Origin of the sequence: Aliivibrio sp. SR45-2 (assembly GCF_963890165.1) — a bacterium.
Taxonomy (GTDB): domain Bacteria; phylum Pseudomonadota; class Gammaproteobacteria; order Enterobacterales; family Vibrionaceae; genus Aliivibrio; species Aliivibrio salmonicida.
Genome location: NZ_CAWPRC010000196.1, coordinates 1 through 14,024 on the forward strand (window position 1 = coordinate 1; position 14,024 = coordinate 14,024).

Consider the following 14,024-nt stretch of genomic DNA (forward strand, 5'->3'; position numbering starts at 1 on the left):
AATCACAAAACTAAAGGCAAACCCAGAACGCCGAATGTAATAAATCGTGTTGATGCGATTGTTGTGCGTGCTTACTTTCGGCTTGGCCAACTTGGTAAAGAACTGCCCTGCCAAGATTTTCTAAGTCCTGATTCTAATTTACCGATAGTAATTAAGCGAACAAAATGTTCTTAAATTGCGAGATAAAGTAAATGGAAAACAGATACATTTTTTACACCATTTGAACGACTTGGTTTCAGCAAGTTTGGAACTGATAAACCAAATGTCCTAACCACAATTGGGATTGGAAATGCTGCGAGAAAAACACTGATGCTGACTAAAATGAGGCATAACCAAAGAACAATTGAAGCGTAAAAATGCTTCTGAAACGCCTGAACTTAGGGAAATAAGGGTTAATTTGCCGAACCTGATGATACGAAAACCAAAAGGCAACAAAGAAGAAATTTACGTTTACTAAGCCGAAACTACGAAAGCCGCGATCCTTTTGATGAACCGTGCAAAAAATTTCGGACTCAGTACGCACAACGCCTGCATAACACGTTTGCTACGATACAGGCCTAGCTGAATTTTACTGCCTTAATCACTGAAACTAAAGACAAACCGACAGCGCCGAATGTAGCAAATCGTGTTGATGCATTTGTTACACGATCTTTGTCAACGCTTCGCTTTAATTGGTAAAGAACTGATTTACCAAGATTTACTGTAAACTGAGTTTAATTAGACTGGCTCAATTAAGCGAGCAAAATATCATTTCAACGGCAATAACTGTGAAACGAAACAATCCCTTTTTCTTACGCCATTTGTACGATCTGGTTTCAGCAAGTTTTCAGCTTATAAACTAAATATCCTAACCACAATTGGGATTGAAAATGCTGCGAGCAGAACACTGATACAAGATAAAATGAGGCATAGCCAAAGAACAATTGAAGCGTAAATTAGCCGCTGAAACGCCTGAATTTAAAACAATAATAGTTCAATGCCGAACCTGATGAAATGAACTCAAAAAGGAAACAAAGAAAAAGGAAATTCACCCTACTTTCACGCCTAAAAAATTAACGGCTCAATCGCTGAACTGAGCCAAAAAACTGCGATCTTAGAGTTCGTGTAACGCCTGCATAACACGTTTGCTACTATGCAGATAAGTCCAAATTTACCACTTAACACGGTAAACTCAAAGAAACCTAGAATGCCGAATGTAGCAAATCGTGTTGATGCATTTGTTATGCGCCACTTACCGCATTTGCTATTAACGAACCTGTAACACCTAAAGCCACAGCCCACACAGATGACAAAATTAATGATGCTATTGGATATTGTTTAACGAGATCTGCAATTACATAAAAACGATTCTTTGTGATTTTTATCAATTCACTCTTAACTGTTTCCAAGGTTTCAGATGAAATTTTCTCATTACGCATACGCTCACAACATTCGTCACAAACGATCGGTTTATGACATGAAGACGTAATATCATCTTTCACGCCATTCATATCATAAATACAACCACGAGTATCATCATGAGTAAAATTAGATAATTCATATGCCATTGGGATTTTTTTATTATTACGTAAATAAACCAATGAGTATGAATAAAACAATCGTTTTATTACATTTTCGAGTGGAATATTATCAAGCTTCAAGTAATTACTTATTTCATAAAATGTAAAAACAACTACATTATCTTGTAAGCGACGGCTGTAATAATTCTCTTCAAGTGGTATTGACGTTAAGACTATCAAAATATCACTATCATCACTTGACGGTATCTGAGTACTAAGGATTTTATCACTATAAGCCCATTCATAAAGATCTGATTCGACCCTTAAATTGTAGGAATGAATCTCAGGGACAATATCAAATATTTTAGATTTGATTTTTACCAATATATTTTTATCGAACTCTCTAGGTAAAGCCCCCAAAGAACACACTTTAATTTTAACTTTTTTCATATTACCTTTTCCAACTGCGCATAACGCCTGCATAACACGTTTACTACTATGCAATTATACTCAATATTGACGCCTTAAAACGAGAAACACCCGACAACCTGAGATGCCGAGTGTAGTAAATCGTGTTGATGCATTTGTTATGCATTTCGGCAGTTATACTTCATTTAAGCATACTAAAGGAATCGTGATTTTTTGACTATCTTCTGCAATCTTAGCAGGAGAAATAGGCTTAGTTTTATTCGCTGCTTTATAATCAATATTCAACTCATTTAAGAAAATAGTAAACATTGATGATTTGATAGCTTCTTTGTTAGTATCTGAAACTATACCTATAACATTTCCATTTTCAGCAAGTACTGGCCCACCGACATTACCTTTATTTATTTCATTCGTAACTTTCATGAATCTTACATCATTATTCTGACCAGATGCTGAACTAATAATACCGTCAGTGATTCGTCCTTGATATGTAGGTGTTTTAGAGTTGACCATATCTGACTTATCGTAACCATATGTATAGGTTCTTTCACCTTGTTTAGTTTGTTTTTGAGTGCTGATCTTGGCATACGATTTATTAGGAGTAAGTGCTTTTAATACAGCAAGATTATTGGCCTTATCTACACGTACAACCGTTGTCTCTAGTAAGCGACCAGAACGTTCGTAATTTATCTTAGAGCAAGAATCAACTACATCACTTGTCGTTAAGATATAATCGCGATTAATGAAAAAACCTGATGATTGTACTGAAAGGTTTGGTTTATAATTTACGCCTTGAGATATTATATTAAAATTATTAACTGTAGAGCTATTAGATTGAATATCTTGGTTGGTTTGATTTAAAATAGCAGTACCATTAAGCTCTGTCACACTACAGTTTAAACCACCAGAATCAACACACGTTTTTTGTGCTAGTTTCATTGCTTGAGCTTTACTTGTAGCTCCCCAAGCAGCCCCAGCCACACCATTTGTACCAATAGAAAACGCTTTATTATTCGCCTTTCCTCTATATTGATTATAAAGATTATCAGCGCTATTTCCTGTTGTTTGACAACCAGAAAGCATTACAACAGACGCAAGGATGCTAATTGCTGTAAATTTCAATTTCATTTTATATTTACCTTAAAAATTAAGACTCTACAGAGAGACTTTACATGACCATTATACAGTACTGTTTAAATTAAAAGAAATGCATAACATTTAATTATACCAACTAGATTCGTAATATCTCTACTATCTATCTCAATACAATCAAGTCATCATATTCTACTTTAAAACCAATATCATAGCTGCCATCGCATCATAAAACGTGATAGAAATAGCAGAATCTAATTCGCATATCCTGATTAAAACCCTATTCGCATGTAACTGATTAATTTAATATTTCCAGTAAAATCATAAGTCAGCTATAAATATGCGAAACTACATGGCAAGTTATTATCAAGTAACTACACTACCTTCACTATTTATCAAAAATCAGAGATTATGGACATTCCATTAAACCTCAATCCCACCTCACAACGCTTTATTGATCAACTTCGTATTTTCATTCGCACTCGTGGTTTAGCTTACAATACAGAAAAGCATTATATTTATTGGATAAGCAGTTTTATTCGCTTTAAAAACTACACCTCTAAAGAAGAAATTGAAGCCTTTGACATTCCAAGTTACCTTGAGCATCTCGTCATAAAACAAAACGTATCGCCTAATACACAGAAAACAGCCCTTAATGCGCTTGTCTTTTTATGTCGAGAATTTTTACAGCAATCCGTTGATAGTTTAGATTTTAAACGCTCAAAAAAGGCCACAAAACTGCCAACTGTGTTTACGCATAAAGAAGCCATGGATGTTATTAACAATCTAAATCACCCAGTTAAGCTCATTGCACAACTGATGTATGGCAGTGGATTGAGGATCAATGAAGCGCTTCGACTTCGAGTTAATGATATTGACCTAGATAAAAAGATAATCACGATTAAAAACGGCAAAGGGAATAAAGATCGCACCTCAATATTGCCTGAAAGTGTTGTCGACGCGATAAAAACACAACTTGCGTTTGTTAAACAACAGCATAAACTCGATGCGATAAACGGTAATGATGAAGTCTATATGCCCTACGCTTTGGCTGAAAAATACCCAACGCAAGCAAAAAGTTATGGTTGGCAATATGTCTTCCCATCCCCACAAATCAGTAAAGACCCACGATCAGAGAAACATCGTCGACATCATTTGTTGGATAGAACAATTCAATCCGCAGTAAAAAAATCCATACAAAAAGTCGGCATTGATAAAAAAGCAAGTTGTCACACGTTTAGACACAGCTTTGCAACGCGAGTATTAGAAAGAGGGGCAGATTTAAGAACAATACAAGAACTTCTAGGTCATTCTGATATTAAGACGACTCAAATCTACACACATGTAATCGGTTTGCATTTTTCAGGAACTAAGAGTCCGTTAGATTTTGATTAAAACCTAACGAATCATCTCAATTAATTACAGTTCATATTGGCGATGTTTTAGCAATAACACAATAGATCGAATTGCTTTCGCCAAAAAGAAGACAGCCACCACCACAAAAAACTTACTCACCAGAAAATCAGGTGACAGATAAGACACAATCACACAAAATGCACCAATAAGTGCAGACGACATCCATTCTCTTTGCATGGCTAAATCACTAATCGAGCCATTTCAACGCCCGAACCTCTTACTTCATCAAGATTACCAATCATATCGGTATTTAAAAATAATATATCCGCTTCAATCTGCTCAGATAACCATACTTTTTTAGCATCAAACGTTTCTAATCTATCCCAATCACGATTAATCGCATTAGCCAAACGAATCGTAGCGGCTAATGGTGAATAAATGTTATCCACTTTTGGTTCATACTGCTCTGAAATAGCAAAAACAAGCTCTTCAGAAAAACTCCAACTCTCAGCTAATTTAGCGCCTAATATCGCACTATCAGTACCAATAGTTGACCTCTGCGCATTCACTTTTAAGCTGCCCGCTTCTATTTTCTCAAGAATCGCAGGAACGTGATCTATCATAACGGTATAAATCATCAAATCGCCAATGTTATGCATCATTCCAGCCGTAAAAGCATCGTTTGGATTAACCGCACAACTTTGGGCAATCGCTTTACTTAGCACTGCAATTTCAAACGTTTCTTGCCAAAAGCCTTCTAAATCGATGACTTCAACATACGGGAAGGCGCTAACTAACGAAGACGCAATGATCAACGTTTTTAATGGTTCAAGACCTAAACGAACCACCGCTTGGTTTACTGAAGACACACTTTTCCCACGAGAGAAATGTGCCGAATTAGCCAAGCGCAATACACGTCCGCTCACAACTTGCTCTAATGAGATGGTTTGTGATAGTTCTTGCAGTTCAACCTCAGGATCATTCACTAATTCCATCATCTCACGGATAACTTTAGGAATTTTTGGTAGCTCATGAGCGTGACTTAGAATTTCATTTTCTTCCATACATATCTCCACAACAAGTCGCTACTTTTTTCTCTTCATCACAGCCACAGTAAAGCGGCTTGTGCAGACTAAGCGTTCTCGTTGATCTTTAATATCAATCACCCAAACCTGAGTGGTTGCACCTAAGTGCAAAGGTTTTGCAGTCGCAAAGACAGTGCCTTCACGTACTGCACGAATATGATTGGCGTTAATCTCTAAGCCAACACAATATTTAGATTCATCAACACACCAATTGGCCGCAATTGAAGCAACCGATTCAGCAAGCGCTACCGAAGCACCACCATGTAACATGCCTAGCGGTTGATGTACCGTAGGGGTCACTGGCATTGATGCGGTAATCGACTCGTCATCGTAAGCGCAATATTCAATATTAAGCGCCTCCATTAAGGTATTTCGAGAGGTCGCGTTTAAAACACTTAAATCCATCACTCGCTTCCAAATACTCATCGTTATCTCCTTAATATGTGCCATGACTGTGTGTCTTGACAGTTTACACTCAACAATCGAGTTGAAAAACATATTTTCGCTTGTTGAGCCCTTTTACTAACTGATAAACTTCATAAAATTTTTAGCCCTACCCTTACATCAGGATTGATATGTTAAATAAAAGCATGATCACTAACTTAATCTCATTGGCATTGTTAGCAGTTGGTTATTACACGCAACAAAATACCGTATATTACATTGGTTTGTTTGCTTTCTCTGGCGCGTTAACAAACTGGTTAGCCATTCACATGTTATTTGAGAAAGTACCAGGTTTATATGGATCAGGAGTGATTCCTGCACGCTTTGAAGAATTTAAAGCAAGCATCAAACGTCTAATGATGGATCAATTCTTTACTAAATCGAACGTTGATAGGTTTTTATCAAAAGGAATGGGTTCATCAATTAATATCAACCTAGAACCCGTCATTGATACGATTGACTTATCACCGACGTTTGATTCTTTAGTCGACGTGATCATGAACTCACAATTTGGCGGGATGATCGCGATGATGGGTGGCAGTGAGGCAATTCAACCTTTGCGTGAACCCTTTATGAAAAAGATGAAGCTATCAATCACTGAAATCAGCCAACAAGAGCAATTTAAAACAGCATTAAAGGGTCAACTTGAAACGCCAGATATGATGGATGATATTCAAAAAACCATTGAAGAGATGATTGACCAACGCCTTAATGAACTAACTCCAAAATTAGTTAAAGAAATGGTTCAAGATATGATTAAGAAGCATCTTGGCTGGCTTGTGGTCTGGGGCGGTATATTCGGTGGAGTGATCGGCTTGCTATCAACCCTAATCTAATTTGTGTTTGTAGATATTCTTATTATTACAAACAAATAAAAATGCCAGCATCGATAGAGACTGGCATTTTTTATTGATGTCACCCAAACATTAATTAATGAATTGGGGCATCGTCATCGGTATTGAACTTACCAAAATGTGCTTCAAGTATTTCAGGGGTTAATTCACCCGCGGCTTCAAGACGTTTTAGTTCGGCAACAATCGCTTTTTGATCTTCAATTGAAGGCAATGCCACTTCTGGTTCATTTGAACCCTGCTGTACCATTTCTTGAAGTTCTTTTTCAACATCACTCATGATTATTTTCTCAATTCATTAAAACAATTAAGGGGATTCTACAAGAGTTCCCCATAAAAGTTAAACTTTGAATGCACCAACTAATTGATCTAATCGTTGTGAAAGCGAATTAAGCTGCTGACTTGAATCGGCAAGCTCTTGCGCTGTCGCTGTGGTTAGCTCATTAATGCCATTAATCTCTTCAATATTTTGATTAATCGTATAAACCACGGTTGATTGCTCTTCTGTTGCGGTGGCGACTTGCGTATTCATGTCTGAAATATCAGTAATGCTTAATGCGATACCCGCAAGCACCTCTGTTGCCATGTCTGCTGATTTTACACCACGCGCAGTAACTGCGTGGCTGGCTTCCATCGCATCAACGGCATTTTTGGCTTCACTTTGGAGTTGATCAATCATCTTTTGAATTTCATCAGTAGACACGGAGGTACGGCTCGCTAACTGACGCACTTCATCCGCAACAACAGCAAACCCACGGCCATGTTCCCCTGCACGTGCTGCTTCAATCGCCGCATTCAGTGCCAATAAGTTAGTTTGGTCTGAAATACCACGGATCACATCAAGGATTGAACCAATATCTTGAGTTGTTCCTGCTAATTGCTCCACCACTTTGCTCACTTGAACCAAATCACCTTCCAGTTGAATAATTGCATCACGAGATTGAATCACCGTTTGGCGTCCATTCTGAGTGCTTTCTTCTGCATCACTGGCGGATTGCGCTGCACTGGCTGCGTTTGAGGCTATTTCATGAATCGTACTGCCCATTTGGTTTATCGCCGTCACAACTTGCAACGTTTGGTCGCGCTGCATTTCGCTGTTATCACGTGTCGAGGTTGCCTTTAGTGCCACATTTTCCGCAGTTACATGCAATACATGGCCGGTCTCTACCACCTCGGCAACCGTAGTATGAATTTTTTCAACAAAGCTGTTAAAGCCTTTTGATAGCTCCGCAATCTCATCATTGCCTTTGACTTCAATGCGATGAGTTAAATCCCCTTCGCCTTCTCCTAGCTCACGGAAGCGACTGGCCAATTCATTAATCTTATTTGTAATCGAACCCGCTCCCCATATTGCAAGGGACACAAAGACCGCAATAATACCAATTATCCACATAATAATGTCTTGAGTGGATCCATGAAGGCTTTCAAATACCTCATCGACAGGCACTTCAGTCACAATAAACCACGCCATCGAAGGAATGTAATGCGAGGCAATAAAGATCTCTTTGCCATTTTTGTCCATGCGGCTTAGATTGAAGTTTTGTTTTTTCAGTAATACCGCGGCTTCTTCTCTTCCCACAACATCACTGATGGATTGTTTACCCATAATGGCGCTATTTTTATGGATTTTAATGTTACCTTCGCCATCCATTAAGTACACAAAACCCGTTTTCTCAATACGAAAACCGTTTAATAATGAAACCATGTCATCTAAGGATTTAGAAAAACCCGCCATGGATAACCCATTCAATTGCTGAAAGTTAACAAACAGCTTCACATCGCCATTTTGTTCAGTGAATACGTTCAGCATGCGCTCAGGGCCACTTTGAACAAAATCGAAGAACCATGCATCTTGTTGTGACGTTAATCGGCGCAAGAAGCCATCTTGATTCCAATAATCCGCCGTTTTACGGTTAGCAACCGAAGCATCATTCAGACTAAACTGTTGTTTTAATTGTTTCAGTTGATCGATAAGGATTGTTTCTTCGTCTGCGGTCATATCAGGATCAGCGATGGCATCGAGAATAAACGGGTTATTCGCCATTTGTTCAGCGGCTGATGAGATCATAGAGACTTCTTTGTCGACTTCACCACCAATGCGGTCAAGAATGGTTGGCAATTCTAGCGTTGTTAGCCTTTCATCAAGGGTTTCGTACGCTTTTTTTTGGGCAACAATGCCCACAAGAGACGTTGAAGCAATAATAGCGATAACAATACCGCCCACGAGTTTCTGTTTTATTGTTAGATTAATCATAATTTTTCCACAGCTAAAATAGACCCTTTGTATAACGACCGAGCCAATCATTACTTTAATAAATAATTGGATTTAAATTCATTTACTAAATAGTTGAATAATCGTAATTAAACCCAATATTATTAGGAACTAATGTGGCTTTCATCAGTCACAACACAATAATTACGAAACAATCGATACATTGGGTGAACTATGCCAGCGTTAAAAATTCAGCAATTACAAACTTATCTTGAATCTCAAGTTATTGGTCAACCGGATTTAGTAAAACAATTATTGATTGCCTTGCTTGCCGATGGACATATCCTCGTTGAAGGCCCTCCAGGTCTTGCAAAAACACGTGCCGTTAAAATTTTAGCCGATTCTATTGAGGGGGATTTCCACCGCATTCAATTTACCCCTGATTTATTGCCATCGGATTTAACGGGAACGGATATCTATCGCCAAGAAACCGGCGAATTTACTTTCCAACCGGGGCCTATCTTTAACTCTTTAGTGCTTGCGGATGAGATCAACCGTGCGCCAGCCAAAGTTCAAGCCGCCATGCTTGAAGCCATGGCAGAAAAACAAATCACCGCAGGTCGCAATACGTATCAACTGCCTGATTTGTTCTTAGTAATGGCAACGCAAAACCCGATTGAACAAGAAGGGACTTACCCACTGCCAGAAGCGCAACTTGACCGCTTCTTAATGCATTTGGATGTGGATTACCCTGGCGCGGAAGACGAGCTTGCCATTCTTCGTTTGAACCGTGGTGAAGCATTAGGCGAGCAAGCAGAGAAACCACAACCATTAGCGCAAAGTGAGATCTTCTCTGCTCGTAAAGAAGTGCTGTCTATTTATATGGCACCTGAAATTGAGCAATACATTATTCGTATTACCATGGCAACACGTAAGCCAATGCAATACTGCCAAGAGTTAGCAAGCCAACTTGAAATGGGTGTCAGCCCTCGTGCCACACTCGCGTTAGATCGCTGTGCTCGAGCGCATGCATGGTTAGCTGGCCGTGATTTTGTTAGCCCTGAAGATGTGCAAGCAATGGCCTACCCGGTATTGCGTCATCGTCTGCTTCTTAGCTTTCAAGCTCAAGCAGAAGGCATGACGGCAAATAAAGTGGTTGAGCGTTTATTACAAATGGTTGCCGCGTCTTAGTTAGTGATTACGTATCGCTAAACACAACGCTAATAAATAAGCAGATATTGTGAAGAAAACAAATACTCTATCACTGCCACCACACAGTAACGGCGTTACATTGTCACTTAATGAACTGGTTCATTACAAGAACCATTCATTACAGTGGTTACCGCCATCTCAATCTGTTTGGTCAAAAATGAATGGTAGTCATCAAAGCCGACAAAAAGGCCGTGGCATGAACTTTTCTGAAGTACGTCAATATCAACCGGGCGATGACATTCGTTCGATTGACTGGCGCGTTACCGCACGTACAGGAAAAACACACACTAAGTTATACAGTGAAGAACGTGAGCAGCCAACCATGCTATTTGTGGATGTCAGTGACACCATGCGTTTTGGTTCTCAATTACTGTTTAAATCCGTACAAGCCGCGCACTTTGCCAGTTTATTAAGTTGGATAACCTTAGCAGAGAAGGATCGTGTCGGAGGGATCATTTTTGATGGTCTTTCGACTCTTGATTGTAAACCTTCTTCTCGTCAAAAAGTGGTGTTGCAGTTTCTTCAAAAAATCATAGAAAAACACAACACTAACACAAGTAGTGAAACGAAAAACACGGCAGAGCAAGCGGATTCTTTTGTGAAAGGATTACAACAACTTCACCGTCTTTGCCCTAAAGGCAGCGAGATTGTGATCATCAGTGATTTTTACGCCCTCACTGATGAGTGTAAAGCCATCTTCAGCCAATTGAGTAAGCACAATCGAATTCAATTTGTGATGATTAGCGATCCTCTTGAGCAAGGTGTTACCCGCTTTAATGGCGTTGAGCATGTGTCTGATAATAAACGAACCGCGTGGTTGGATTTCTCTTCTCTTTCCACCAAGAATGCATTGCAACAACAAGCGAATTTACATAAAGCGTACGTGCACAACATGGCAATGCAATTAGGTATTCATCTTCATACGTTGTCATCGGGCTTACCCCTGTTAAGTCAACTGACCTCGTTATCGGATAAAGGAGCGAAATAATGTCTTTATCTTCCATCGCAGATCCCGGCGCTGCACCGCAGTCTCCCGCTTTACCTTTAGCGGATATTCACTTGCCAGCCGCTCCAAGCCTGTCTTTATCATGGCAAGGTTATGGGGTGATTGTTTTCATCATCCTAGTGATCGCCCTACTCGTCTGGGCTTTAATTCGTTATCGTAAAAAGCGTCAATTACAACGTGTTGCTTTAGCTCAATTATCAACGCTAAAACCAACACAAACCCGAGAGATTGCGACTTTATTAAAGCAAGCGGCATTGAGCCATTTTCCTCGCCAAGACATTGCGGCATTACATGGCCTTGCATGGTGGCATTTTATTGAGCAAAAACTGCCCGTGAAGAAACAAGCAAACGTGCATTTCTCTTCCCGTTCAGAAATGTTAGAACAGGCACTGTATGGACAACACGAATTATCAGAAATCAATCAACAGCGTTTCTATGATGACACTCGTTATTGGTTCACCCATGCACTGCCCGTTAAACGAGTAGGCTCACTACTCTCATCAAGATCATCAAAAGGAAAACAACATGATTGAGTTTGTGTGGTGGTGGGCATGGTTTTTATTGCCAATTCCTTTTCTCTTTTATTTCTTTGTGCCAGAAGAAAACGTAGGCGAAGCGATTCATCTTCCTCGCTTACCAGAGCAAGGCGAATATAAGCAACCGAATAAACGCATCAATATCGGTTTGATGTCAGTCGCTTGGGTTTTATTGGTTGGCGCATTGGCTCGCCCCGTTTGGTATGGCGACCCTGTTGATATTCAACCAGAACACAGGGACATGATGCTAGTGGTCGATTTATCCGGCTCAATGTCAGAAGAAGACATGAAAACAGATTCCGGTTTTGTGGATCGCTTAACGGCGGTAAAGCGCGTAGTGTCTGATTTTATCGAGAAACGTAAAGGCGACCGATTAGGGTTAGTCTTATTTGGCGATCATGCGTATCTACAAACCCCCCTTACGTTTGATAGAAACACAGTACAAGAACAGCTCAATCGGACGGTACTTGGTTTGGTAGGCCAACGAACCGCCATTGGTGAAGGGTTAGGATTAGCCACTAAAACCTTTATTGAGAGTAACGCACCTCAGCGAACCATCATTCTACTGAGTGACGGTGCAAATACCGCTGGCGTATTAGATCCAATTGAAGCGGCACAACTGGCCAAAGACAATAACGCCAAAATTTATACGGTGGGTATTGGTGCTGGTGAAATGCAGGTACGTGGATTCTTTGGTAATCAAACCGTCAACACGGCGCGAGATTTAGACGAAGACACACTAACAAAAATAGCAACGATGACCGGTGGACAGTATTTCCGTGCACGTAATGCTGATGAATTGGCAGAGATTTATCAAACCATTGATAAGCTAGAACCAGTGACTCAAGCAACTCAAACTTGGCGACCTCATGAGGAATGGTTCCGTTACCCTCTCATGGGCTATTTATTCATTATTTTCATTATCGTAGGAGTAAGAAAACGCCATGGCTGATTTTACTTTCCTTTATCCGATGTGGTTTTTAGCGCTTATCCCTTTGGGATTGTTGGTTATTATTCAGCGTAAAAACCGCCATCATGTGGGCTTAATTGCACCGCACATTGCTAAACAGCTTGGAATGGTTCAGAAAAAGCAATCCAATACGTTTTTATCTGGCTTAATACTGACGTGGGTATGTATTACGACGGCGTTAGCAGGCCCGAGTTTTGGCTATAAAGACACGCCGAGCTTTCAGCTTTCTGGTGCTCGTATTTTAGTGATGGACATGTCTCGCTCGCTTTATGCGACAGACGTAAAGCCAAATCGCTTAACGCAGGCAAAATACAAAGCGAATGATCTTCTGCCTTATTGGAAAGAAGGCATGACAGGGCTAGTTGCCTACGCCAATAACAGCTATTTAATTAGCCCATTAACCGAAGACAGTAAAACGTTAGAGAACTTGATTCAAAATCTATCGCCAGAAATCATGCCCTACAAAGGCAAAGGCAGTAATTTATCTAGCGCGATTTCTCAAAGTATTGAGATGATGAAAAAATCAGGCCATCAGCAAGGAGACATTATCGTTATCACCGATGGCATTTCAAACGCACAGCTAGATAAAGTCACCGAACGGGTAAAAGGCACAAAATGGCGCATTAGCTTGTTAGGTATTGGGACTAAAAATGGCGCCCCCATTGAATTGCCTTCAGGTCAGTTATTGACAGACCGTTCAGGAAAAACCGTTGTTGCAACCTTGGATCCTCAACCGCTCATTACCTTAGCGAATGAAACCAAAGGCATTGCTGAATTAATTCAATCAGACAACAGTGACATTGAAGCCATTGCTCGATTAACCAAAACTCCCGTAGAGCAAATCACTCAAAACAGTGATACACAAGTAAATAGCCGAGCGAATCATGGGTATTGGTTACTCTTCCCTATTGTCTTATTAACTCTGCTTTCTTTTAGAAAAGGGCTGATCTTAGCCTTATTGTTGGTATTGCTTCCGGTAGATAAATCGATGGCAAATACTCTGTTGTCTGATGACTACAATGCGCATCAACAATTTGAACAAAAGAATTACCAAGAAGCCAGTGGGCAATTTAACTCGAAAGAGTGGAAAGGCGCAGCACAATACAAAGCCGGTGATTATAAAGGAGCCATTGAAAGTCTGTCTGGATTAAAAGACCCTCAATCTCAATATAATCTGGCAAATGCATTGGCACAAAGTGGTCAGCTTGAAGAAGCAAAAGAAAAATACGAGTCGTTGTTAAATAACAATCCTGACATGAAAGATGCAAAAAAAAATCTTGAGGTTGTGAAAAAAGCACTAGAACAAAAACAGCAACAGCAACAGCAACAGCA

The 14,024-nt window shown here is 39.8% G+C and carries 14 protein-coding genes; 7 read left to right on the forward strand and 7 right to left on the reverse strand.

Going from position 1 to position 14,024, the window contains the following annotated elements:
• Positions 1-1,220: 1,220 nt before the first annotated feature.
• Complete coding sequence (locus AACV33_RS18935; RefSeq protein WP_182700529.1) at positions 1,221-1,949, reverse strand: hypothetical protein; 729 nt, start codon at positions 1,947-1,949, stop codon at positions 1,221-1,223.
• A 153-nt stretch (positions 1,950-2,102) separates the two neighbouring features.
• Positions 2,103-3,056, reverse strand: coding sequence for a trypsin-like peptidase domain-containing protein (locus AACV33_RS18940; protein WP_182700530.1), 954 nt, complete (start codon positions 3,054-3,056; stop codon positions 2,103-2,105).
• A 375-nt stretch (positions 3,057-3,431) separates the two neighbouring features.
• Between AACV33_RS18940 and AACV33_RS18945 the strand changes: the two genes are divergently transcribed.
• Entirely contained in the window at positions 3,432-4,415 is a 984-nt protein-coding gene (locus AACV33_RS18945; RefSeq protein ID WP_017020977.1) for an integron integrase, read from the forward strand.
• A gap of 24 nt (positions 4,416-4,439) precedes the next feature.
• Here AACV33_RS18945 and AACV33_RS18950 read toward each other — a convergent pair whose 3' ends face one another.
• The 3 genes from AACV33_RS18950 to AACV33_RS18960 are packed head-to-tail and all read right to left on the reverse strand — an operon-like array spanning position 4,440 to position 5,887.
• Positions 4,440-4,598, reverse strand: a complete 159-nt coding sequence (locus AACV33_RS18950) for a hypothetical protein (RefSeq protein WP_017020978.1) — start codon at positions 4,596-4,598, stop codon at positions 4,440-4,442.
• Positions 4,599-4,615: 17 nt separating this feature from the next.
• On the reverse strand, positions 4,616-5,440 hold the full coding sequence (locus AACV33_RS18955; protein WP_017020979.1) for an HDOD domain-containing protein: 825 nt from the start codon (positions 5,438-5,440) through the stop codon (positions 4,616-4,618).
• 21 nt (positions 5,441-5,461) lie between these two features.
• Entirely contained in the window at positions 5,462-5,887 is a 426-nt protein-coding gene (locus tag AACV33_RS18960) for a hotdog fold thioesterase (protein ID WP_023604663.1), read from the reverse strand.
• A gap of 149 nt (positions 5,888-6,036) precedes the next feature.
• On the opposite strand from AACV33_RS18960, the gene AACV33_RS18965 reads away from it, so the two are divergent.
• Complete coding sequence (locus AACV33_RS18965; RefSeq protein WP_065611666.1) at positions 6,037-6,741, forward strand: DUF445 domain-containing protein; 705 nt, start codon at positions 6,037-6,039, stop codon at positions 6,739-6,741.
• 94 nt (positions 6,742-6,835) lie between these two features.
• On the opposite strand, the gene AACV33_RS18970 is transcribed toward AACV33_RS18965, so the two are convergent.
• Together AACV33_RS18970 and AACV33_RS18975 are read right to left on the reverse strand one after the other, a co-directional pair.
• The gene (locus AACV33_RS18970; protein ID WP_017020982.1) at positions 6,836-7,036 is read right to left on the reverse strand and encodes a hypothetical protein; all 201 of its coding nucleotides are present in this window, start codon (positions 7,034-7,036) and stop codon (positions 6,836-6,838) included.
• A 60-nt stretch (positions 7,037-7,096) separates the two neighbouring features.
• Positions 7,097-9,010, reverse strand: coding sequence for a methyl-accepting chemotaxis protein (locus tag AACV33_RS18975; protein WP_065611667.1), 1,914 nt, complete (start codon positions 9,008-9,010; stop codon positions 7,097-7,099).
• A gap of 192 nt (positions 9,011-9,202) precedes the next feature.
• Between AACV33_RS18975 and AACV33_RS18980 the strand changes: the two genes are divergently transcribed.
• The 5 genes from AACV33_RS18980 to AACV33_RS19000 form a co-directional block, all read left to right on the forward strand.
• Positions 9,203-10,159 (forward strand): AAA family ATPase, encoded by a 957-nt coding sequence (locus AACV33_RS18980; protein ID WP_017020984.1) that lies wholly within the window; start codon positions 9,203-9,205, stop codon positions 10,157-10,159.
• Between the two features lie 49 nt (positions 10,160-10,208).
• Positions 10,209-11,168, forward strand: a complete 960-nt coding sequence (locus AACV33_RS18985) for a DUF58 domain-containing protein (RefSeq protein ID WP_065611668.1) — start codon at positions 10,209-10,211, stop codon at positions 11,166-11,168.
• A complete protein-coding gene (locus tag AACV33_RS18990; protein ID WP_065611669.1) occupies positions 11,168-11,719 on the forward strand; it encodes a DUF4381 domain-containing protein in 552 nt (183 codons plus the stop codon). The genes AACV33_RS18985 and AACV33_RS18990 overlap by 1 nt, the downstream gene beginning before the upstream one ends.
• Positions 11,712-12,674, forward strand: a complete 963-nt coding sequence (locus AACV33_RS18995) for a vWA domain-containing protein (protein ID WP_017020987.1) — start codon at positions 11,712-11,714, stop codon at positions 12,672-12,674. Before AACV33_RS18990 ends, AACV33_RS18995 begins: the two co-directional genes overlap by 8 nt.
• Positions 12,667-14,024 (forward strand): vWA domain-containing protein (locus tag AACV33_RS19000; protein ID WP_182700531.1); only part of this gene is annotated, 1,358 nt, incomplete at its 3' end. The genes AACV33_RS18995 and AACV33_RS19000, both read left to right, overlap by 8 nt.

Coding starts and splice junctions, on each gene's coding strand:
- AACV33_RS18950 (WP_017020978.1), bottom strand. CDS start 4,598: ATGTCGTCTGCACTTATTGGTGCATTTTGTGTGATTGTGTCTTATCTG.
- AACV33_RS18970 (WP_017020982.1), bottom strand. CDS start 7,036: ATGAGTGATGTTGAAAAAGAACTTCAAGAAATGGTACAGCAGGGTTCA.
- AACV33_RS18955 (WP_017020979.1), bottom strand. CDS start 5,440: ATGGAAGAAAATGAAATTCTAAGTCACGCTCATGAGCTACCAAAAATT.
- AACV33_RS18995 (WP_017020987.1), top strand. CDS start 11,712: ATGATTGAGTTTGTGTGGTGGTGGGCATGGTTTTTATTGCCAATTCCT.
- AACV33_RS18945 (WP_017020977.1), top strand. CDS start 3,432: ATGGACATTCCATTAAACCTCAATCCCACCTCACAACGCTTTATTGAT.
- AACV33_RS18940 (WP_182700530.1), bottom strand. CDS start 3,056: ATGAAATTGAAATTTACAGCAATTAGCATCCTTGCGTCTGTTGTAATG.
- AACV33_RS18960 (WP_023604663.1), bottom strand. CDS start 5,887: ATGAGTATTTGGAAGCGAGTGATGGATTTAAGTGTTTTAAACGCGACC.
- AACV33_RS18935 (WP_182700529.1), bottom strand. CDS start 1,949: ATGAAAAAAGTTAAAATTAAAGTGTGTTCTTTGGGGGCTTTACCTAGA.
- AACV33_RS18990 (WP_065611669.1), top strand. CDS start 11,168: ATGTCTTTATCTTCCATCGCAGATCCCGGCGCTGCACCGCAGTCTCCC.
- AACV33_RS18980 (WP_017020984.1), top strand. CDS start 9,203: ATGCCAGCGTTAAAAATTCAGCAATTACAAACTTATCTTGAATCTCAA.
- AACV33_RS18975 (WP_065611667.1), bottom strand. CDS start 9,010: ATGATTAATCTAACAATAAAACAGAAACTCGTGGGCGGTATTGTTATC.
- AACV33_RS18965 (WP_065611666.1), top strand. CDS start 6,037: ATGTTAAATAAAAGCATGATCACTAACTTAATCTCATTGGCATTGTTA.